The sequence below is a fragment of the Rhizobacter sp. Root1238 genome (genome assembly GCF_001425825.1).
Classification (GTDB): Bacteria; Pseudomonadota; Gammaproteobacteria; order Burkholderiales; family Burkholderiaceae_C; genus Rhizobacter.
The window spans coordinates 104,894-123,823 of record NZ_LMDM01000048.1 but is presented as its reverse complement, the minus strand read 5'-3'; the positions used below and the strand labels follow the sequence as shown (position 1 = coordinate 123,823).

The 18,930-nt window shown below is 69.7% G+C and carries 19 protein-coding genes; 11 read left to right on the top strand and 8 right to left on the bottom strand.

Going from position 1 to position 18,930, the window contains the following annotated elements; translation table 11 throughout:
• Positions 1–142: 142 nt before the first annotated feature.
• Positions 143–550, top strand: a complete 408-nt coding sequence (locus ASC98_RS25955) for a hypothetical protein (protein WP_056808826.1) — start codon at positions 143–145, stop codon at positions 548–550.
• A gap of 12 nt (positions 551–562) precedes the next feature.
• On the opposite strand, the gene ASC98_RS25950 is transcribed toward ASC98_RS25955, so the two are convergent.
• Together ASC98_RS25950 and ASC98_RS25945 are read right to left on the bottom strand one after the other, a co-directional pair.
• Complete coding sequence (locus ASC98_RS25950; protein WP_056808827.1) at positions 563–1,486, bottom strand: PEP-CTERM sorting domain-containing protein; 924 nt, start codon at positions 1,484–1,486, stop codon at positions 563–565.
• Positions 1,487–1,606: 120 nt separating this feature from the next.
• Positions 1,607–2,419, bottom strand: a complete 813-nt coding sequence (locus tag ASC98_RS25945; protein WP_056808828.1) for an IclR family transcriptional regulator — start codon at positions 2,417–2,419, stop codon at positions 1,607–1,609.
• 166 nt (positions 2,420–2,585) lie between these two features.
• On the opposite strand from ASC98_RS25945, the gene ASC98_RS25940 reads away from it, so the two are divergent.
• From ASC98_RS25940 to ASC98_RS25910, 7 genes are read left to right on the top strand one after another with little or no spacing between them, the layout of a single operon-like run.
• On the top strand, positions 2,586–3,677 hold the full coding sequence (locus tag ASC98_RS25940; RefSeq protein WP_056808829.1) for an ABC transporter ATP-binding protein: 1,092 nt from the start codon (positions 2,586–2,588) through the stop codon (positions 3,675–3,677).
• Positions 3,674–4,519: an ABC transporter permease gene (locus tag ASC98_RS25935; protein WP_056808830.1), complete on the top strand. Its 846-nt coding sequence runs from the start codon at positions 3,674–3,676 to the stop codon at positions 4,517–4,519. Before ASC98_RS25940 ends, ASC98_RS25935 begins: the two co-directional genes overlap by 4 nt.
• A 13-nt stretch (positions 4,520–4,532) precedes the next feature.
• Positions 4,533–5,327 (top strand): ABC transporter permease, encoded by a 795-nt coding sequence (locus ASC98_RS25930; protein WP_056808831.1) that lies wholly within the window; start codon positions 4,533–4,535, stop codon positions 5,325–5,327.
• Positions 5,327–5,638 carry a (2Fe-2S)-binding protein gene (locus tag ASC98_RS25925; protein WP_056808832.1) on the top strand — a complete coding sequence of 104 codons (312 nt, stop codon included), beginning with the start codon at positions 5,327–5,329 and terminating at the stop codon, positions 5,636–5,638. Before ASC98_RS25930 ends, ASC98_RS25925 begins: the two co-directional genes overlap by 1 nt.
• Entirely contained in the window at positions 5,635–7,053 is a 1,419-nt protein-coding gene (locus ASC98_RS25920; protein WP_056808833.1) for an FAD/NAD(P)-binding oxidoreductase, read from the top strand. Before ASC98_RS25925 ends, ASC98_RS25920 begins: the two co-directional genes overlap by 4 nt.
• Complete coding sequence (locus ASC98_RS25915; RefSeq protein ID WP_056808834.1) at positions 7,050–8,291, top strand: FAD-binding oxidoreductase; 1,242 nt, start codon at positions 7,050–7,052, stop codon at positions 8,289–8,291. The genes ASC98_RS25920 and ASC98_RS25915 overlap by 4 nt, the downstream gene beginning before the upstream one ends.
• 11 nt (positions 8,292–8,302) lie before the next feature.
• Entirely contained in the window at positions 8,303–9,370 is a 1,068-nt protein-coding gene (locus tag ASC98_RS25910) for an ABC transporter substrate-binding protein (RefSeq protein ID WP_056808835.1), read from the top strand.
• An 18-nt stretch (positions 9,371–9,388) separates the two neighbouring features.
• Here ASC98_RS25910 and ASC98_RS25905 read toward each other — a convergent pair whose 3' ends face one another.
• The gene (locus ASC98_RS25905; RefSeq protein WP_056808836.1) at positions 9,389–10,081 is read right to left on the bottom strand and encodes a glutathione binding-like protein; all 693 of its coding nucleotides are present in this window, start codon (positions 10,079–10,081) and stop codon (positions 9,389–9,391) included.
• Between the two features lie 76 nt (positions 10,082–10,157).
• Here ASC98_RS25905 and ASC98_RS25900 point away from each other — a divergent pair, with 76 nt between their 5' ends.
• The gene (locus ASC98_RS25900) at positions 10,158–10,919 is read left to right on the top strand and encodes a hypothetical protein (protein ID WP_056808837.1); all 762 of its coding nucleotides are present in this window, start codon (positions 10,158–10,160) and stop codon (positions 10,917–10,919) included.
• 218 nt (positions 10,920–11,137) lie between these two features.
• Here ASC98_RS25900 and ASC98_RS25895 read toward each other — a convergent pair whose 3' ends face one another.
• From ASC98_RS25895 to ASC98_RS25885, 3 genes are read right to left on the bottom strand one after another with little or no spacing between them, the layout of a single operon-like run.
• Complete coding sequence (locus tag ASC98_RS25895; RefSeq protein ID WP_056808838.1) at positions 11,138–12,352, bottom strand: acyl-CoA dehydrogenase family protein; 1,215 nt, start codon at positions 12,350–12,352, stop codon at positions 11,138–11,140.
• Positions 12,353–12,373: 21 nt separating this feature from the next.
• Positions 12,374–13,453: a phosphotransferase family protein gene (locus tag ASC98_RS25890; RefSeq protein WP_056808839.1), complete on the bottom strand. Its 1,080-nt coding sequence runs from the start codon at positions 13,451–13,453 to the stop codon at positions 12,374–12,376.
• Between the two features lie 23 nt (positions 13,454–13,476).
• The gene (locus tag ASC98_RS25885; RefSeq protein WP_056808840.1) at positions 13,477–14,181 is read right to left on the bottom strand and encodes a Crp/Fnr family transcriptional regulator; all 705 of its coding nucleotides are present in this window, start codon (positions 14,179–14,181) and stop codon (positions 13,477–13,479) included.
• 92 nt (positions 14,182–14,273) lie between these two features.
• Between ASC98_RS25885 and ASC98_RS25880 the strand changes: the two genes are divergently transcribed.
• Positions 14,274–15,050: a class II aldolase/adducin family protein gene (locus ASC98_RS25880; RefSeq protein WP_056808841.1), complete on the top strand. Its 777-nt coding sequence runs from the start codon at positions 14,274–14,276 to the stop codon at positions 15,048–15,050.
• Positions 15,051–15,188: 138 nt separating this feature from the next.
• Here ASC98_RS25880 and ASC98_RS25875 read toward each other — a convergent pair whose 3' ends face one another.
• Both ASC98_RS25875 and ASC98_RS25870 read right to left on the bottom strand, forming a co-directional pair.
• Positions 15,189–15,851, bottom strand: coding sequence for a histidine phosphatase family protein (locus ASC98_RS25875; RefSeq protein WP_235581401.1), 663 nt, complete (start codon positions 15,849–15,851; stop codon positions 15,189–15,191).
• A gap of 51 nt (positions 15,852–15,902) precedes the next feature.
• On the bottom strand, positions 15,903–16,682 hold the full coding sequence (locus ASC98_RS25870) for an oxepin-CoA hydrolase, alternative type (RefSeq protein ID WP_056809248.1): 780 nt from the start codon (positions 16,680–16,682) through the stop codon (positions 15,903–15,905).
• A gap of 212 nt (positions 16,683–16,894) precedes the next feature.
• Here ASC98_RS25870 and ASC98_RS25865 point away from each other — a divergent pair, with 212 nt between their 5' ends.
• Positions 16,895–18,922, top strand: coding sequence for a FimV family protein (locus ASC98_RS25865; RefSeq protein WP_056808843.1), 2,028 nt, complete (start codon positions 16,895–16,897; stop codon positions 18,920–18,922).
• Positions 18,923–18,930: the final 8 nt, after the last annotated feature.

Below are 18,930 nucleotides of genomic sequence, written 5' to 3'. Positions count from 1 at the left end.
ATGACGCCGGTCGCTCGTCCGTCGGTTTGAGGACGTGCTTTCCCGAAGATCAGGCTCGGCAGGCTGCAGTGCGCGGTGCTGGTGCTCATCGATGTGGCCCGTGGCAGGGACACGATCAATTCAAGATTTCTCATCGACCGACATGGCACACCTGGGCATCAAGCAAGCCTTCGCGATCTACGGCGCCGCGCTGCGCAACGTGCAGTGGTCTGTCTCGGCTTGGACGCCGGACGGATCCCTTGTGGTCAGCCTCTGGGCACATCACTGCCGAAAAGGACCGGATGGCACGGTCGACTATGTCGACTCGCTGGCACGGTGGGGCGGGCCGGGCAACACCGAGTTTCGTCGCAACATCGCAGAAGCTTTCGCACAGCGGAGCCAGGTCCGCCTGGTGGTCGCGAGCACCGTCGAAACCTTGCATGTGCAAAGCGGTGCAGATGCCAGCAAGGTCAAGAAAGACTTCGATGCAAGAACGAGTCTTGTCGGCGAGGTGATGGAACTCGACGGCGACCGCTACGTGATTCGCTTCTCTCGAAGCTCGTCCGTGTAGGCCGTCGACGCCTCACGTCGAAGGGATGGCACGTGCTCGCGTGCTGCCGATGTGACCCGCTCCGCTGCGCCGCTTCGCCGCGCCCATCCCGGCCAACCCCAGCACCATCAACGCCCAGGTCGCCGGCTCGGGCACCGGCGCGGTGTTGTTCCAGCTGTATGCGAACAGCTCGAAGCTGCCGAACAGCAGCTGGTTCGAGTGGTTGTGCACCGTCAGCGACAGATTGCCGAGCGGGTCGGCGCTGTAGGTGAAGTCGTCGAAGCTCGGCAGCCGCTGTTGCACCGCGCCCCCGGGTGCCGTCGGGTTCTCGTTGAAGATGTTCGCGATCAGGTTCACGCCGTTGCTCGCGAAGGCCTCGTCGCGGAAGATCAGCGCCGCCTGGTGCACATACGAATCGGGCCGGGTGCTGTCTTCGGTGAAGCGTGGCAGCGGCGTCGACCCCATCGAATTCGTCAGCATCGCGATGCCGGAGAAGGTCACCGACGCGAACGGGTTCAGCACGAACGGGCGCTGCCAGTTGATCGTTGCGCTGGCTTCGTCGTCGTGCCGATCGACATGAAAGCCGGTCGACACGCTGCCGTGCCCGATCGAGGCCTGGGCCGACAGCGTCTCGCTCGGCGGTTTCGGCAAGTCGATGGCCGCCTCGCCGAACGGTGTGCCGGCGCGTGCGGACGCATCGAGCAGGCGCGACTTGATGTTCAACGACTGCACGTCGTTCGGCCCCGGCACCTCGTGTGCCGTGACCAGCGAGGCCTGGAAGCCGTTGTCCGCCAGCCAGTGGCCCGGCTCGCCGGTGTCGAGCCCGGTCGGCGTGCCGAGCGTGAAGGTCGCCGAGGCCGAACCCGGCGACGAGCCCGGTGTCGAATCCCCTCCCGCCTGCGCCGCACCGCACACGCTCAGCGCACAGGCCGAAGCGATCATCCACGCCATCTTCATCTGGGTTCTCCCTGCCGGATCCACTTCCGGAAATCGCCCATTGAAGAACGCGCCGCCGCGAGCCGCAACCCCCAATTGGTTGCCGCCCGTGTATCCGACGGACGGTCCTCCTACACGGAATCAGCGCGACGCCAGGCTCTGCGCCGGCCGCCGCAGGCTCGGGTCGAACGGATGGATACGCGGACCGATCGCTGCCGCCTCGCGCTTGAGCAACTCGACCACCGTCGGCATGCGATCGGCGTTCAGGCGATCCGAGATCGTGCCCACCGACAGCGCGGCCACCGCGCGCCCTTCGCGGTCGAGCACCGGCACCGCGACGCCTGCCATGCCTTCCAGCAGGCCGGTGTTGCGCCCCGCGAAGCCGGTCTGCCGCACGCGATCGATCTCGGTGCGCAGGTAGACCTCGTCGTACACGCCGTACTCGCGCACCCGCGACAGGTTGAAGCGGATCACCTCCTCGCGCTCGGCCTCGGGCAGGAATGCGAGGATCGCGAGCGCCCCTTGCCCGACCCCCAGCGCGACACGCCCGCCGACGTCGCCGGTGAACGAGCGGATCGGGAACGGCCCTTCGCTGCGGTCCAGGCACACCGCGTCGAAGCCGCTGCGCGCCAGCAGGAAGATGCTGTCGCCCAGGCTCGCGCACAGGCGCAGCAGCGCCGGCCGGCACAGCGTGCGCAGGTCGGCCGGGTTGCCGGCCGTCGCGGCCAGCGCGAAGAACTCGATGCCCAGCCGGTAGAGCTTGCTGCGCGCGTCCTGCTCGACCATGCCCTCGGCGACCAGCGACTGCAGCAGGCGGTGCGTCGTCGCCTGCGTCAGGCCCACGCTGCGAGCGATCTGCGTGACCCGCCCCCCATCGGCGGGCCCCTGCGCCAGCGCACGGATCACGGCAAACAAGCGGCTGGCCGCCGCGGTGGAGGGGCTGTCATCGCTCATGCTCGATCCTGTGGAATCCGGCGTGTCACGCAAGCCTTCAGTATTCCATCAAACGAAATAGGGAAATGGAGTATTTGATTCATTGGAATTCTCGGGTCAAGATGGCCCGCAAATTGCGAGCCGCCGGAAGCATCCTTCCAGCGGATTCGGCAAGCCAGGGCCATCGATGTCTTTCCTGCAATTGACCGGCGTGACCAAGTTCTATGGCGACACCTGCGCGGTCGCCGACCTGAGCCTGTCGGTCGAGAAGGGCGAGTTCGTCTCGCTGCTCGGGCCGTCGGGTTGCGGCAAGACGACCACGCTGCAGATGGTGGCCGGCTTCGAGCCGGTGACGCGCGGCCGCATCGAGCTCGACGGCCGCGACATCACGCAGGCCAAGGCCAACACCCGCGGGCTGGGCATCGTGTTCCAGACCTATGCGCTGTTCCCGCACATGACGGTCAGCGCGAACGTGGCCTTCGGGCTCGAGATGCGCAGGATGCCGCGCGCCGAGCGGCTCGAGCGCGTGCGCGCCGCGCTGGCGCTGGTGCACCTGGAAGCGCATGCCGGCAAGTACCCGCGCGAGCTGTCCGGCGGGCAGCGCCAGCGCGTGGCGCTGGCACGCGCGCTGGTGATCGAGCCGCCGGTGCTGCTGCTCGACGAGCCGCTGTCCAACCTCGACGCCCAACTGCGCGAGGAGATGCAGTTCGAGCTGCGCCGCATCCAGCGCCAGGTCGGCACCACCACGGTGATGGTCACGCACGACCAGGGCGAGGCGATGTCGATCAGCGACCGCGTCGTCGTGATGGAGCAGGGCCGCGCAACGCAGGTCGACCGGCCGCAGCGCCTCTACGACCACCCGCGCACGCGCTTCATCTCGACCTTCGTCGGCAAGGCCAACCTGCTGGAGGGCCGCGTCAACGGCGAAGGCGCGGTGGATGTCGGCCCGCTGCGCGTGGTGGTCGACGACACCGGCTTGCGTCCCGGCGCCGCGGTGCTGCTGAGCGTGCGGCCGGAGAAGCTGCAGTTCGTGCCGCCCGGCAGCGGCCGGCTCGACGGCGAGGTCGCCGAGCGCTTCTTCCTCGGCAGCCAGTGGCTGTACCGCGTCGACACCGCGGTCGGCGCGCTGGCGGTGCTGTGTCCGAACGACGGCCGCAGCGCGCTCGAGACCGGGCAGCGTGCAGGCGTCGACTGGCCGGTGCATTGCAGCCGGCTGCTGCCGGTCGATCAGGGCGCCGCAGCCCCGGCCACCGCGGCTGCGGTCGAGGCTGCGCCTTGAAGCTCGCCCCGTGGTGGCTCGGCGGCCCGGCGCTGCTGCTCTTCACCGGCCTGCTGCTGGTGCCGCTCGCGCTGACCGCGGTGCTGTCGTTCAACGTCTACGACCCGGCCACCGGCGCGCGTGCCGGCGAGTTCACGCTGGCGCACTACGCGATGGTGTTCGGCGACCCGTACTACCACGGCATCTTCTGGCGCACCTTCCGCATCTCGGCGCTGGTGGCGCTGATCTGCGTGCTGGTCGGCGCGCCCGAGGCCTGGGTGCTGAGCCGCATGCGCAACCCGTGGCGCTCGGCGATGCTGCTGGTGGTGCTGGCGCCGCTGCTGGTGTCGGTGGTGGTGCGGGCCTTCGGCTGGAGCATGCTGCTCGGCCCCGAGGGCCTGGTCAACGCGGCGCTCGGCGTGCTCGGCCTCGGGCCGTTCAAGCTGCTGTACACCGAGACGGCGGTCGTGATCGCGCTGGTGCACGTGATGCTGCCCTTCATGGTGATCCCGGTCTGGACCTCGCTGCAGAAGCTCGACCCCGGCATCGCGGACGCCGCGCTGTCGCTGAAGGCCTCGCCGTTCACCACGCTGCGCCGCATCGTGCTGCCGCAGGTGATGCCGGGCATCCTGTCGGGCAGCCTGATCGTGTTCGGCCTCGCCGCCAGCTCGTTCGCGATCCCCGGATTGCTCGGCGGGCGGCGGCTGAAGATGGTCGCGACCGTGGTCTACGACGAGTACCTGCACGAGCTGAACTGGCCGCTCGGCGCCGCGGTGGCACTGACGCTGCTGGCCGCCAATCTCGCGGTGATGCTGGGCTGGAACCGGCTGGTCGAAGGCCGCTACCGGCGCGCGCTGGGCTGAGGGGGCGCCGTCGATGAACCGCAACGGCCCGCTCGCGCTCGCGTTCAACGCGCTGGTGATCGCCTTCATGCTGGCGCCGCTGGTCGTCGTGTGCCTGGTCGCGTTCACGCCCGAGAACACGCTGACGCTGCCGACCACCCACTTCTCGCTGCGCTGGTTCCGCGCGGTGTTCGAGCACCCGGATTTCATGCAGTCGTTCTGGAACAGCCTGTGGCTGGCGCTCGGTTCGGCCACGCTCGCGACGCTGCTGGCGGTGCCGGCCGGCCTCGCGATCACGCGCCACCAATTTGCCGGGCGGGAGTTCCTGAACGGGCTGTTCCTGTCGCCGCTGATCATTCCGCACCTGGTGCTCGGCGTCGCGCTGCTGCGGCTGTTCGCGCTGGTCGGCGGCAGCGGCAGCTTCGGCTTCCTGGTGTTCGCGCATGCGCTGATCGTCACGCCGTACACGTTGCGCCTGGTGGTGGCGGCGCTGGTCGGCTTCGACCGCAGCGCCGAGCAGGCGGCGGCCTCGCTCGGTGCCGGCCATTTCACCGTGTTCCGGCGCATCACGCTGCCGATGATCCTGCCCGGCGTCACCGGCGGCTGGATGCTGGCCTTCATCAACAGCTTCGACGAGGTGACGATGTCGATCTTCGTGACCGCGCCGAGCACGGTGACGCTGCCGGTGCGCATGTACATGTATGCGACCGAATCGATCGACCCGCTGATGGCCGCGGTGTCGGCGCTGATGGTCGGCGTGACGGCCCTCGCGATGGTGCTGCTCGACCGCGTCTACGGGCTCGACCGCGTGCTGGTGGGACGACGCTGATGACCGATGCACCGACACCGCGCCGACCGCTGCTGGTGCGCCTGGCCGAGACCGGTCGCGCGCGCGTGGCCTTCACGCTCGACGGCGCGCCGGCTGCCGCGCTCGAAGGCGACACCGTGCTGACCGCGGTGCTGACGCAGCACGACCGCCTGCGCCGCAACGAGTTCAGCGGCGCGCCGCGCGCCGGCTTCTGCCTGATGGGCGCCTGCCAGGACTGCTGGATCGCGACCGCCGGCGGCGAGCGGCTGCGCGCCTGCTCGACCTTCATCGCGCCGGGCATGGCCTTGCTGAGCGGGGAGGGCGCGGCATGACGCCGCCGGTGATCGTCGGCGCCGGCCCGGCCGGCGTGCGCGCCGCGCAGGCGCTCGCGGCGCACGGCCTGCGGCCGGTGCTGGTCGACGAGGCGCCGCGCGCCGGCGGCCAGATCTACCGTCGCCCGCCGGCGCATTTCCGCCGCTCGCCGGCCGAGCTGTACGGCAGCGAGGCGGCGCGCGCGGTCGCACTGCATGCCGCGGCCGACGCGCTCGCCGACCGCATCGACCACCGGCCCGACAGCCTGGTGTGGAACGCGCAGGACGGCGTGCTCGACGTGCTGCACCGCGGCCGCATCGAACGCCTGCCGTACGACGGGCTGATCGTCGCGACCGGCGCCACCGACCGCGTGCTGCCGGTGCCGGGCTGGACGCTGCCCGGCGTCACCACGCTCGGCGGCGCGCAGGTGGCGCTGAAGTTCCAGGGCTGTGCGATCGGCGAGTGCGTGGTGCTGATGGGCAGCGGGCCGCTGCTGTACCTGGTCGCGTACCAGTATGCGAAGGCCGGGGCGCGCGTCGTCGCGGTGCTCGACAGCGCGCGGCTGGCCGACCAGGTCGCGGCGCTGCCGCTGATGCTGACGCGGCCGTCGATCCTGATGAAGGGCGCGTGGTACGTCGCGTGGCTGCGGGCGCACGGCGTGCCCGTCGTGCGCGGTGCGCGACCGCTGCGGATCCTCGGCGGCGAGCGGGTCGAGGGCGTGGCGTTCGAACAGGGCGCACACGGCGACGGGCAGGGCACGCGGACGATCGAATGCGACGCCGTCGGCATCGGCCATGCGCTGCGCCCGGAAACCCAGCTGGCCGACCTGCTCGGCTGCCGCTTTGCCTTCGACGATCTGCAGCGCGCGCACCTGCCGCTGCGCGACGCGGCAGGGCGCAGCAGCGTGCCGGGCTTGTACCTGGCCGGCGACGGCGCCGGCATCCTCGGGGCCGATGCGGCCGAGTGGGCCGGCGAGCGCGCGGCGCTGGCGCTGCTCGAAGACCGCGGCCTGCCGGTCGACGCCGCGCGGGCGCGCGCACTGGAGCAACGCCTGGCCGGCATCCGGCCGTTCCGGCGCGGCCTCGAACGGGCGTTCCCGTTCCCGACCGACTGGGCGGCGCGCGCCGACGACGAGCTCATCGTGTGCCGCTGCGAGCACCTCAGCGCCGGGCAACTGCGCCGCACCGTGCGCGAGACCGGCGCCGACGACATCAACCGGCTGAAGGCGCTGTCGCGCGTCGGCATGGGGCGCTGCCAGGGCCGCATGTGCGGCGTCGCGGCGACCGAGATCCTGGCGCAGGCCTGCGGCCGGCCAGTCGGCGAGGTGGGCCGGCTGCGCGGACAGGCGCCGATCAAGCCGGTGCCCTTGTCCGCGTTGTCATCCGCGTTGTCGTCCGCGCCGTCGGCCGTGCCCGAGCCGGAGGCCAGCGCATGACGGCCCGGCGCTGCGTCGCCGATGTCGCGATCGTCGGCGGCGGCATCGTCGGCAGCTCGGCCGCGCTCGCGTTGCGCCGCATGGGGCTGAAGGTGGTGCTGCTCGAACGCGACCTGTGCGGCTCGCGCTCCAGCGGCGTCAACTACGGCGGCGTGCGGCGGCAGGGCCGGCCCTTGTCGCAACTGCCGCTCGCGCAACGCGCGCACGAACTGTGGGGCCGGCTGCCCGAGCTGATCGGCACCGACGGCGAGTACGAGCGCAGCGGCCATTTCAAGATCGCGCGCAGTGCGGCCGACATGGCCTCGCTGGAACGCTACCGCGCGCTGAGCGAGGGCTTCGACCTCGACCTGGAGCTGATCTCCGGCGAGCGCCTGCGTGAGCGCTGCCCATGGCTGGGCGCGAAGGCGGTCGGCGGTTCGCTGTGCCCCGCGGATGGCCAGGCCAATCCGCGGCTGGTGTCGCCGGCGTTCGCGCGTGCCGCCGAGCGCGCCGGCGCGCTGGTGTTCGAACGCACGCCGGTCGAAGAGGTGATCGGCGACCGCGCCGGTTTCACGCTGCGCTGCCGGGACACGTCGGGCAGCGCGCTGGAGGTGCGCGCGCCGCTGCTGCTGAACTGCGCCGGGGCGTGGGCCGGCCGGCTGGCGGCGCAGTTCGGCGAGCCGGTGCCGATGCATTCCGGCCACCCGGCGATGGCGGTCACCGAGCCGATGCCGCATTTCATGGACTGGAGCCTGGGCGTCGAGGGCGGCGGCATCTACTGCCGGCAGGTTGCGCGCGGCAACCTGGTGCTGGGCGGCGGCTCCGGCGTGGCGCTCGACGCCGACCGCGCGCGCTCGGACCGGCAGGCGATCTCGGTGCTGGCGCGCCAGGCCGTCGAGCTGATCCCTGCGCTGCGCGATGCGCAGCTGATCCGCACCTGGAGCGGCACCGAAGGCTACCTGCCCGACCGCGAGCCGGTGCTCGGCTGCAGCCGCACGATGCCGGGGCTGATCCACGGCTTCGGCTTCGCCGGCGCCGGGTTCCAGATCGGGCCGGCCGTCGGCGAGGTGCTGGCCGAGCTGGCCCGCGACGGCCGCAGCAGCACGCCGATCGGCGCGTTCGGCATCGAGCGCTTCGCGGCCCAGGCCGGCGCAGCGCAGGCGCCGGCCGCATCGGCAGCGCCCGTGGCTGCCGCGATGCTTCCCGATTCACTCCCCGCTTCAGCTCCCACTTCGCTTCCCGTGTTGTCCCACCGTTGAAAGGATCGACCATGCCAAGCACCTTCCCGCTCCGCACGCACCGTCACTGGCTGGGGGCCGTGGCCGCCGCGGCCGCGCTGCTGTCCGCCGGCACCGCACAGGCGCAGGCCAAGACGATCTACATCGGCATGAACGGCGGCACGATGGAGAAGGCGTACACGCAGTACGTGTTCCCGGCCTTCGAGAAGCTGTACGGGGCCAAGGTCGTCGTGGTGCCGGGCACCTCGTCGGACATTCTCGCGAAGGCGCAGGCCAACAAGGACAAGCCGCAGATGCACGTGATGTTCCTCGACGACGGCATCATGGTGCGCGCGATCGGCATGGGACTGTGCGAGAAGCAGCGGCCGAGCCCGGCACTGAACGAGATCTACCCCGCGGCGCGCTTCAAGGGCGACATGGCCAGCGGCGTCAGCCTGGGCATGACCGGCATCGCCTACAACAAGAAGATGTTCACCGAGAAGGGCTGGGCCGCGCCGACCTCGTGGATGGATTTCGCCGACCCGAAGTTCAAGGGCAAGGTGGTGTTCCAGTCGGTCTCGTCATCGTCGTTCGGACTGCACGGCTTCCTGATGTTCAACCGCATCCAGGGCGGCAACGACAAGAACGTCGAACCCGGCTTCAAGGCCTGGCCGGAGAAGATCGGGCCGAACGTGCTCGAGTACATCCCGAGTTCGGCCAAGCTGTCCGAGATGGTGCAGACCGGCGAGGCGGCGCTGTTCCCGCTGACGCCGACCGCGGTGGCCGCGCTGAAGGTCAAGGGCATCCCGGTGGAGTACGCGCAGCCGAAGGAAGGCTCGGTGGTGCTGATGGTCGGCCAGTGCGTGATCGCGAACAACAGCGAACCCGAGCTGGCGCAGAAACTCGCCGAGTTCCTGCTGAGCCCGCTGGCGCAGGCCAACGTGCTGCAGTACGGCAGCCAGATCCCGACCAACCCGAAAGCACCCGCGGTGGGCGAGGGCGCCGCCCAGGTCGCGCAGATCTCTCAGTGGATGAAGAACGCGGTGACGCTCGACTGGGAGAGCATCAACGCGAACCGGCCGGCCTGGAACGCACGCTGGAACAAGACCATCGAGAAATGACTGCGTCAGATAGAGTGCTCAGCGTCGCTCGTACTGCTGCTTGCCGAAGAGCGCGTTGCGGGCCTTCTCGTCGTTGAGCGGCTTGCGGTGCTCGGCCAGCACGGCGACGCCGCGCTGCACCGCCGGGCGGGCGGCGATCTCGTCGAACCAGCCTTTCAGGTGCGGGTAGTCGGCCCAGTCGATGCCCTGGTTCTTCCACGAACGCAGCCACGGGAAGATCGCGATGTCGGCGATGCTGTACTCCGGCCCGGCGACGTACTTCGACTTCGCGAGCCGCTTGTCGAGCACGCCGTACAGGCGCTTCGCCTCGTTGGTGTAGCGGTTGATCGCGTACTCGATCTTCTCGGGCGCGTAGATGCGGAAGTGATGCGCCTGGCCGAGCATCGGGCCGATGCCGCCCATCTGGAACATCAGCCACTCCAGCACCTCGTAGCGCGCGGCGGTGCCGGTGGGCAGCAGGCGGCCGGTCTTGCCGGCGAGGTACATCAGGATGGCGCCCGATTCGAACAGGGAGATCGGTTGACCGTCCGGCCCGTCGGGGTCGACGATCGCGGGGATCTTGTTGTTCGGGCTGATCGCGAGGAACTCGGGTTTGAACTGATCGCCGGCCCCGATGTCCACCGCCGTCACCCGGTACGGCAGCCCGCACTCTTCGAGCATGATGTGAACTTTGTGGCCATTGGGCGTGGCCCACGAATACACTTCGATCATCTTGTTTTCCTCTGGTCGTCTTTCTGCAGCACGGGCGTGCTGTGTGGATTGCGACTCTAGTTCAAGCACGGCCTTCATGCTCGACGCGCTCAAACGACTGATCTCAGGCAGGCCCGACGGCCCGGACTGGCGGGCGGTGTCGGAATGGGCGCGCGACAGCAAGATGGCCTTCAAGCGCGTGCGCGAAGAAGAAGGCTTCGTCATCGACGGCGGCATGGACAGCAAGCCGTGGCGCCTCGAATGGGGCGCGCCGCAGCGCTTCTACATCGAAGGCCATGAGCTGCGTCTGCGCATGGAACTCGGCCTGCCGCCGAACCTGCAGGTGCTGCTGTTGTCGCAACCGTTGCGCGAGACGCTCGAGCGCCAGACCTTCGAGCGCTTCACCGAAAGCACCCAGACGGTGATCGACGGCGCCACGCCCGAAGAGATGCGCTGGCTCGCGATGTTCGCGAAGGTCACGTTCGCTGCGTCGAAAGCGGTGCGCATGCGTTTCGGGCTGGTCGGCAACACGCCGCAGGCGGCGGCGTCGTGGGTCGAAGGTGCGCTGGCGCGGCAACTCGAAGAGGCGGCCGGCAATCTGCTGGCGCACGAACCGCCGTTCGTGCTGATGCTGTTGCGCGGGCGGGTCTACCTGCGGCTGCAACTGGCGAGCCCCGACCTCGCGTCGGTGAAGCAGGCGATCGGGCTGTTCGAGGTGGCGGTGCTGCAGGCGGTGCGGGTGGCCGGTGGCATGGGTGCGGGCGACAGCGGCGCGGCCAGCGGCTGGCCGAGCACGTCGTCGACCGCGTGGCAGACGCAATTGGGGCCGGACGATCCGAAGGACCCGTCGAGGCACTGAGCCTCATCCAACCCGTTCGCCCTGAGTCTGTCGAAGGGCCTGCCCGCATGGAGCCGGGGCTTCGACAGGCTCAGCCCGAACGGGTGTGCGTTCGGCCCACACAGCACCGAACTCCCTTCCGTTCGCCCTGAGCTTGTCGAAGGGTCTGCGCATCGAACCAAGGCTTCGACAAGCTCAGCCTGACCCTTCGACAGGCTCAGGGCGAACGGGGAGGGGCGTCAAGCGTACTTGCCCAGCTCCATCTTCGCGATCGCATTGCGGTGCACCTCGTCCGGCCCGTCGGCGAAGCGCAGCGTGCGCGCCGCGGTGTAGAAGTAGGCCAGCGGGAAGTCGTCGCACATGCCGGCGCCGCCGTGCACCTGCATCGCCCAGTCGATCACCTGGCAGGCCATCGACGGCGCCACCACCTTGATCATCGCGATCTCGGCCTTCGCGGTCTTGTTGCCGGCGACGTCCATCATCCACGCGGCCTTCAGCGTCAGCAGCCGCGCCTGTTCGATCTTGCAGCGCGCCTCGGCGATGCGCTCGCGCGTGACCCCCTGTTCGGCCACCTTGCGGCCGAACGCGACGCGCGACGACGCCCGCTTGCACATCAGCTCCAGCGCCCGCTCGGCCAGCCCGATCAGCCGCATGCAGTGGTGGATGCGGCCCGGCCCGAGCCGGCCCTGCGCGATCTCGAAGCCGCGGCCTTCGCCGAGCAGCATGTTGCTCGCCGGCACGCGCACGTTGGTGAACGTCATCTCGCAATGCCCGTGCGGCGCATCGTCATAGCCGAACACCGGCAGCGGGCGCACCACCTTCACCCCCGGCGTGTCGGCCGGCACCAGGATCATCGACTGCTGCGAATGCCGCGGCGCCTCGGGGTCGGTCTTGCCCATGAAGATGTAGACCGCGCAACGCGGGTCGCCGGCGCCCGAGATCCACCACTTGCGGCCGTTGATCACGTAGTCGTCGCCGTCGCGCCGGATGCTCGACTCGATGTTGGTCGCGTCCGACGAGGCCACGTCGGGCTCGGTCATCGCGAACGCGCTGCGGACCCTGCCGTCGAGCAGCGGTTCGAGCCAGCGCTTCTTGTGCTCGGCCGTGCCGTAGCGGACGATGGTCTCCATGTTGCCGGTGTCCGGCGCCGAGCAGTTGAACACCTCGCTCGCCCAGGGCACGCGGCCCATCAGCTCGGCCAGCGGCGCGTACTCCTGGTTCGTCAGGCCCGCGCCGAGCTCGCTCTCGGGCAGGAACAGGTTCCACAGGCCTTGCGCGCGCGCCTTCGTCTTCAGCCCCTCGATCAGCTGCAGCGGCGTCCAGCGCTTGCCGGCGCGGGTGTTGGCCTCGATCTCCTCGTTGAAGGCGGCCTCGGCCGGGAAGATGTGCTGGTCCATGAAACCAGCCACCCGGGCCTGCAGGTCCTGGGTGCGCGGGGAGTAGCTGAAGTCCATGCTGGGGTCTCCGGGGGGTGATCAGGTGCCGTGCCGGGCCATGCGCCAGCCCATCTCGGCCAGCGGCCGCGCGCCGGCGCCGGCCTGGCGCGCCTGCGCGCTCGACGCGGTGCCGTCTTCGACCCGCTTCGCGATGCCTTGCAGGATGCCGGCCATGCGGAACAGGTTGTAGGCCATGTAGAAGTTCCAGTCGGCTATCACCGCCTGCGGGTCGGCGCGGCCGGTGCGCTCGCAGTAGCGGCGCACGTAGGCCGCTTCGTCGGGGATGCCGAGCGCGGCCAGGTCGAGCCCGCCGATGCCGCGGAACGCGCCGGGCGGGATGTGCCACGACATGCAGTGGTAGCTGAAATCGGCCAGCGGGTGGCCGAGCGTCGACAGCTCCCAGTCGAGCACGGCCAGCACGCGCGGCTCGCTCGGGTGGAACACCAGGTTGTCGAGCCGGTAGTCGCCGTGCACCACCGACACCTGCGATTCGTCGCGCGCGCTGGCCGGCATGTGGGCCGGCAGCCAGCGCGCAAGCTCGTCCATCGCGTCGATCGGCTGCGTGATCGAGGCCTGGTACTGCTTGCTCCAGCGCGCGATCTGGCGCTCGAAGTAGTTGCCCGGCTTGCCGTAGTCGCCCAGGCCCGCGGCCGCGACGTCGACCTGGTGCAGCGCCGCCATCACGCGGTTCATCTCGTCGTAGAGGCGGCCGCGCTCGGCCGCATCGAAGCCGGGCAGCGACTGCTCCCACAGCACGCGGCCCTGCACGAACTCCATGATGTAGAACGCGCGGCCGATCACCGATTCGTCCTCGCACAGCAGCAGCATCTCGGGCACCGGCACGGCGCTGCCGTGCAGCGCGCGCATCACGCGGAACTCGCGCTCGATCGCATGCGCCGACGGCAGCAGCTTCGCGGCCGGGCCGGGCTTGGTGCGCATCACGTACGAGCGCGATGGCGTCACCAGCTTGTAGGTCGGGTTCGATTGGCCGCCCTTGAACTGCTCGACCTGCAGCGGCCCGGCGAAGCCCGGCAGCGCGACCTGCAGCCAGGCCTGCAGCGCGCCCGCGTCGAAGGCGTGCGAGTCGGCGACGGGTTTGGTTCCGGTGTAGGCGTCCATGCGGTCCAGTCAGCCTTCGCAAGTCAGCGTTCGGAGATCGCCAGCAGCTTGTCCTTCGACAGCACCACCAGCCGCGTCGGCTCGATGCGCACCGCACCGTCGCGCTCGAAGCCCTTCAGCTCCTGGTTGACCCGCTGGCGCGAAGCACCGAGCAGCTGCGCCAGGTCTTCCTGCGCGAGCTGCAGGCCGATGCGGATCTCCTGGCCCTGCTCGATGCCGTAGCTGCGCGACAGCAGCAGGATCTGCTTGGCCAGCCGCGCCGCGAGCGGCATCGTGTTGAGGTCTTCGACCACGTCGAACATCAGGCGCAGCCGGCGGCAGTTCAGCTTCAGCAGCGCTTCGTAGAGTTCGGTGTGCTGCGACAGCAGCTCGCGGAAATCGGCCTTGCGCACCACCAGCAGCGTGGTCGCGCCATGGGCGTTCGCATCGTGCGTGCGCGGCAGGCCGTCGAACAGCGAGATGTCGCCGAACCACAGGCCGGGCTCCACGTAGGTCAGCGTGATCTGCTTGCCGGACAGCGAGACCGAGCTGACCCGCACCGCGCCCTTCGCGACGCCGCACCATTCGTCGGCCGCTTCGCCGCGTGACGACAGCAGGGCGCCGTCGTGCACGCGGCGCACGACGGCCCGCGAGAGGATGGCATTGCGCAATGGCTGCGAGAGTTTGGAGAACCACGAACCCGATTCGATGTTGGCCTGCTCATCGATTGTAAGAACGGGGGTATTCATGTTTTGTCTCTGACGTGACAGGGTGCGACCTCATTGTCCATGAAGGCGATTGCTGAAAGAGTGCGCGAATTCCCTTCACGAGGAGAGCGCGCATGGGCGATCGAGTGCTGGACATTCCGAGCCGCGAGGGCCGCGTCAGCGATGCCGAATGGCAGACCCGCGTGGACCTCGCCGCGGCGTATCGGCTGGTGGCGCATTTCAAGTGGGACGACTTGGTGTTTACCCACATCACCGCGCGCGTGCCGGGCGAGGATGACCGCTTCCTGATCAACCCGTACGGGCTGATGTTCGACGAGATCACCGCGTCGAGCCTGGTGAAGATCGACCTGCAGGGCAACAAGCTCGACGACACGCCGTTCCCGGTGAACCCTGCGGGCTTCACGATCCACAGCGCGATCCATTCGGCGCGCCACGATGCGCAATGCGTGCTGCACACGCACACGCTGAACGGCCTGGCGGTGTCGGCGCAGAAGGGCGGCGTGCTGCCGTTGTCGCAGCAGTCGATCTTCATCCTGTCGAGCCTGGCGTACCACGACTACGAAGGCGTCGCGCTGCGCGACGACGAGAAGCCGCGGCTGGTGAAGGACCTCGGCCGCGCGACCTACCTGATGCTGCGCAACCACGGGCTGCTGACGGTCGGGCCGACGGTGGCCGATGCGGTGCTGGCGATGTACTTCTTCGAGACGGTGTGCACGATCCAGGTCCGTGCGATGGCGGGTGGTGCGCCGCTGATCCACATCGATCCGCAGATCATCCAGACCGCGGCGGAACAGGCGAGGGTGGCGACGCGGGGGATGGGGGCGGGGGCGTTGACGTGGCCGGGGTTGCTGCGGCGGCTGGATCGGATCGATGGGGGGTATCGGACGTAGGTTGCTGTCGTTCTTGTGGTGGCGCGAAAGGCGCGTGGGGCGAGGCCGTGGCGCGCCGGACGCGCCTTCGGGCAGCGCTCCGCTCCTTCGGGTGTGACAAGCGAACAAATGGGGTTGAATCCCGGATTGGCATCCGGATTACAGGCGCATGTACTGCGCCAGCAGCTTCTCCATCGTCGTCATCGTCTCGCGCTCGTGCAGCCATTGCGTGGGCGCGAGGTTGACGGCACGCACGATCTGGTCGTTCGCGCCGACGTCGATCACGTTGATGCAGGCCGGTGCCTGTTCGAGCCGGCCGAAGAAGGCGCGCTCGCCGGCCAGCACGCGCGACAGCAGCGCTCGGTTCACGCCGCCGTGCATCACCATCAGCAGGCATTGCCAGTCGTCGCGCGCGAGCAGCGCATCAAAGGCCGGCAACACGCGGTCGAGCAGTTCGCCGACCGATTCGCCGCCGAGAAAGCGCTGCGACTGGACGTTCGGGCCGGTGCGGAACGCGCCGAGGAAGGCGGCTTCGATCTCGTGCTTCGGGATGTCGGCCAGGCGGCCGGGACGGATCTCTTCGAGCGCGGGCTCGTGCAGCACCTGCAAGGCCGGCTGCGCAGCGGCGGCCAGCACGCGCGTCGCGGTTTCGACGGTGCGCGGCAATCCGCTGGCCAGCACGCTGTCGAATTGCACGCCGCATTGCGCGAACAGGCGACCCGCCGCATCGGCCTGGTCGCGGCCGACGGCATTCAGCGGCACCGTGTCCGGCGGCACCGCGCTGCCGTCTTCCCTGAAGTAGTCGACGGAGCCGTGTCGCATCAGATAGATGCGTCGACGCCGCGGCAACGCGCGGCTCATGCCGCCCCCGCGCTACTCGAAGCGCGGCGTGCGCTTGTCCAGGAAGGCCTGCAGGCCTTCGCCGCCGTTGCGATGAAAGAAGTTCTCAAGGAAGTGATCCCGCTCCGATGCCATCTGCTGCGAGAGGCTGCGCTCGGGCCATGCATTGACCAGCTCCTTCACGCTGGCGACCGCGTTCGGCGCCAGGTGCGACAGCCGTTCGGCCACCGCCAGAGCTTGGGTCAGCGCCTGGCCACTGTCTGTCACCCAATTGACAAGGCCCAAGGCTTGCAGTTGCGCCGCGCCCATCGGCTCGGACAGCCACAGCATCTGCAGCACCACCGCGCGCGGCAGGCGCTGCATCAATTGCCAGGTCGAGCCGCCGTCGGGCGACAGGCCGATGCGGCCGTAGGACATCACGAAGCGCGCATCCTCGGCCGCGACGATCAGGTCGCAGGCCAATGCGAGCGAAAAACCACCGCCGGCGGCCGCGCCTTCGACCGCCGCGATCACCGGCTTCGGGAACACGCGCAACACCTCGACGAACTCGTGGAAGCGCTCCAGCATCTCGCGCTGCACCTCGCGCGGCGCCTCGCGGCTCGCGAGCAGCCGCTGCAGGTTGCCGCCGGCGCAGAAATGCTCGCCATCGCCGCGCAGCACGACGCAATGCACGTCGGGATCCGACTCGGCCACGCCCAGCGATTCGATGCCGGCGGTGAAGACCTGTTCGGAGAGCGTGTTGCGCGAAGCCGGGTCGCTGATCGTCAGCACCAGGGCGCCGTCACGTCGTTCGGCACGCAATTCAGAAGGCATGGCCATCCCATTCGTCAGACAGCGCCAGGCGCATGGCGCGCGATTGTGGCATGGGGTGCCGGACGCTCCGTTCCGGGCCCGTTTCTGCCCGTTATTGCGGAGATCGCCGCAGGAACGTTCATGCTAGAGTCAAAACGATCAATCAACTGCTCAGCCGAATGCAGAGATTCTCGAACTTGCTCGCGATCAGTCTCGCTTTGGGCCTCCTGCCCATGGGCCGAGCGACCGCGATGGGGTTCGGCAACACGCTCGGCGCCACCACGCTGGGCCACCCGCTCAATTTCGGCGTGATGCTGCGGCTGGAGCCCGACGAGCGCATCGAGGCCTCCTGCATCAAGGCCGATGTGTCGATCGGCGACCGCCCGCTGTCCTCGCTGTCGGTGCAGGTCCGCATCGAAGGCCGGCCCGGCAGCGCCGACCGCCGGCTGCGTGTCACCACCACCGTGCCGGTCGACGAGCCGGTGGTGGCCATTGCATTGAATGTCGGATGTCCGACGCGGCTGTCGCGCAATTACATGGTGTTTGCCGATCCGCCGTCGGCCAGCGCGGCAGCACCGGCCCATGCGCTGCCGGACATCGCCGATTCACCCGATCTCTCGGCCTCGCCGCTGGCCAGCGTGATCTCGCCGCAGGGCGAGCCGCCGGTGCGTTCGACCTTGCCGCGCGTCGCCCCGGGCGCGGCGGCGCAACGCCCGCGCGCCGCGGCCAGCGAAACGCCGGCGACACGCCCCGCCGCGACAGCCGGCGCGGCCAGGAAGGCCGCGCGCTCGCAGAAGCCGGCCGCCGAGCCCGTGCGTCCGAAGGGACCGACGCTGCAACTCGATCCGGTCGAGACCGATGCGCTGATCTCGCCGTCGCTGCGCATGAGCTCCCAGCTGACGCCGCTGGCCGAGGCCGCACAGGCGGCCGGCTCGTCGCCGTACCGCTTCATCGACCCCGAACTGGTCGAGCGCCTGCAGGCGCAGGATCGCCTGAAGGCGCTCGAAGCCTCGATGAGCCAGCTGCGCGCCGAAGGCGTGGCGCGCCAGCAGTCGATCGCCGACCTGCAGGCGAAGGTGCAGCAGGCCCAGTCGGCGCGCTACGCGAACCCGCTGGTCTATGCGCTGGCGGTGCTGTGCGCGCTGCTCGCCGCCGGCCTCGGCTTCCTGGTGTGGCAGCGCTGGCGCGAGCGCCAGGCTGCCGCCTGGTGGGTCGAGCCGCCGGCACCGGGATCCGCCGCGGCCCCGGCCGCCACGCCGGCCGACCCACCGCGCACCATTCCGGCGGCGATGTCGCCCGAGCCGTTCGCCGGCGGCGCGGTGCTGGTCGACACGCCGCCGCCGGTGCGCAAGCGGCCCGCCGCGCCGGCGCCGCTGTCGCCGATGTCCGACGTCACGCTGACGCCGCGCGCGGTCGCCGCGATGCAGGCCACGCTGTCGAGGGCGACCGAGCCCGGCACCGACATCGACCCCGATGCGCTGGAACCGCACCGGCCGATGTCGGCCGAAGAACTGATCGACCTCGACCAGCAGGTCGAGTTCTTCGTCGTGCTGGGCCAGGACGACGCCGCGGTCGACCTGCTGATGGGCCATGTGCGCAGCACCGGCGGCGTCAGCCCGCTGCCGTACCTGAAGCTGATGGAGATCTACCGCCGCCGCGACGAGCGCGATCCGTACGACCGCATCCGCGAGCGCTTCAACCGCCGCTTCAACGCCTATGCGGTCGAATGGGACGAAAACGATCCGTCGAAGGAGCGCGACCTCGAAGAAGGCTTCCCCGACGTGCTGGCCCGCGTGCAATCGCTGTGGTCGGCGCCGGGCGAGGCGATGGCCGCGCTCGACGGCGCGCTGTTCCGGCGCAACCAGGGCCCGCCGTTCGACGTGCCGGCGTACCGCGACCTGCTGTTCCTGTACGGCATCGCGCGCGACCTGGCCGAACGCGACGTGCGCCCCGAAGGCGTCGACCTGCTGCTGCCCATCGAATCGGTGGGCATCACGCTGGACCTGTCGGCGACCGGCGATTCGCCCGCCCCGCGGCCCGATGCCGCCGTGATGCCGCCGCCGGATGGCCCGACGCCGTCGCTCCCGCAGGTCGAGCGGCTGTCGCTCGACCTCGACATCTCGACCGATCCGGCGCGGCTGTCGGGGCCCACCGCGGCGCCGAACGACGCCGGCGACTCGCGCCCCGGCCTCGATTTCGACCTCAGCGAACTGAGCGAACTCGACACCACCCGCAAACCGAAGGCGAGCGGCTCGCGCTGAACCCAGCC

Bases quoted from the DNA above. Each gene is read 5' to 3' on its own strand.
- ASC98_RS25955 (WP_056808826.1), top strand. From the start codon at position 143: ATGGCACACCTGGGCATCAAGCAAGCCTTCGCGATCTACGGCGCCGCG.
- ASC98_RS25950 (WP_056808827.1), bottom strand. From the start codon at position 1,486: ATGAAGATGGCGTGGATGATCGCTTCGGCCTGTGCGCTGAGCGTGTGC.
- ASC98_RS25945 (WP_056808828.1), bottom strand. From the start codon at position 2,419: ATGAGCGATGACAGCCCCTCCACCGCGGCGGCCAGCCGCTTGTTTGCC.
- ASC98_RS25940 (WP_056808829.1), top strand. From the start codon at position 2,586: ATGTCTTTCCTGCAATTGACCGGCGTGACCAAGTTCTATGGCGACACC.
- ASC98_RS25930 (WP_056808831.1), top strand. From the start codon at position 4,533: ATGAACCGCAACGGCCCGCTCGCGCTCGCGTTCAACGCGCTGGTGATC.
- ASC98_RS25925 (WP_056808832.1), top strand. From the start codon at position 5,327: ATGACCGATGCACCGACACCGCGCCGACCGCTGCTGGTGCGCCTGGCC.
- ASC98_RS25920 (WP_056808833.1), top strand. From the start codon at position 5,635: ATGACGCCGCCGGTGATCGTCGGCGCCGGCCCGGCCGGCGTGCGCGCC.
- ASC98_RS25915 (WP_056808834.1), top strand. From the start codon at position 7,050: ATGACGGCCCGGCGCTGCGTCGCCGATGTCGCGATCGTCGGCGGCGGC.
- ASC98_RS25910 (WP_056808835.1), top strand. From the start codon at position 8,303: ATGCCAAGCACCTTCCCGCTCCGCACGCACCGTCACTGGCTGGGGGCC.
- ASC98_RS25905 (WP_056808836.1), bottom strand. From the start codon at position 10,081: ATGATCGAAGTGTATTCGTGGGCCACGCCCAATGGCCACAAAGTTCAC.
- ASC98_RS25900 (WP_056808837.1), top strand. From the start codon at position 10,158: ATGCTCGACGCGCTCAAACGACTGATCTCAGGCAGGCCCGACGGCCCG.
- ASC98_RS25895 (WP_056808838.1), bottom strand. From the start codon at position 12,352: ATGGACTTCAGCTACTCCCCGCGCACCCAGGACCTGCAGGCCCGGGTG.
- ASC98_RS25890 (WP_056808839.1), bottom strand. From the start codon at position 13,453: ATGGACGCCTACACCGGAACCAAACCCGTCGCCGACTCGCACGCCTTC.
- ASC98_RS25885 (WP_056808840.1), bottom strand. From the start codon at position 14,181: ATGAATACCCCCGTTCTTACAATCGATGAGCAGGCCAACATCGAATCG.
- ASC98_RS25880 (WP_056808841.1), top strand. From the start codon at position 14,274: ATGGGCGATCGAGTGCTGGACATTCCGAGCCGCGAGGGCCGCGTCAGC.
- ASC98_RS25875 (WP_235581401.1), bottom strand. From the start codon at position 15,851: ATGCGACACGGCTCCGTCGACTACTTCAGGGAAGACGGCAGCGCGGTG.
- ASC98_RS25870 (WP_056809248.1), bottom strand. From the start codon at position 16,682: ATGCCTTCTGAATTGCGTGCCGAACGACGTGACGGCGCCCTGGTGCTG.
- ASC98_RS25865 (WP_056808843.1), top strand. From the start codon at position 16,895: ATGGGCCGAGCGACCGCGATGGGGTTCGGCAACACGCTCGGCGCCACC.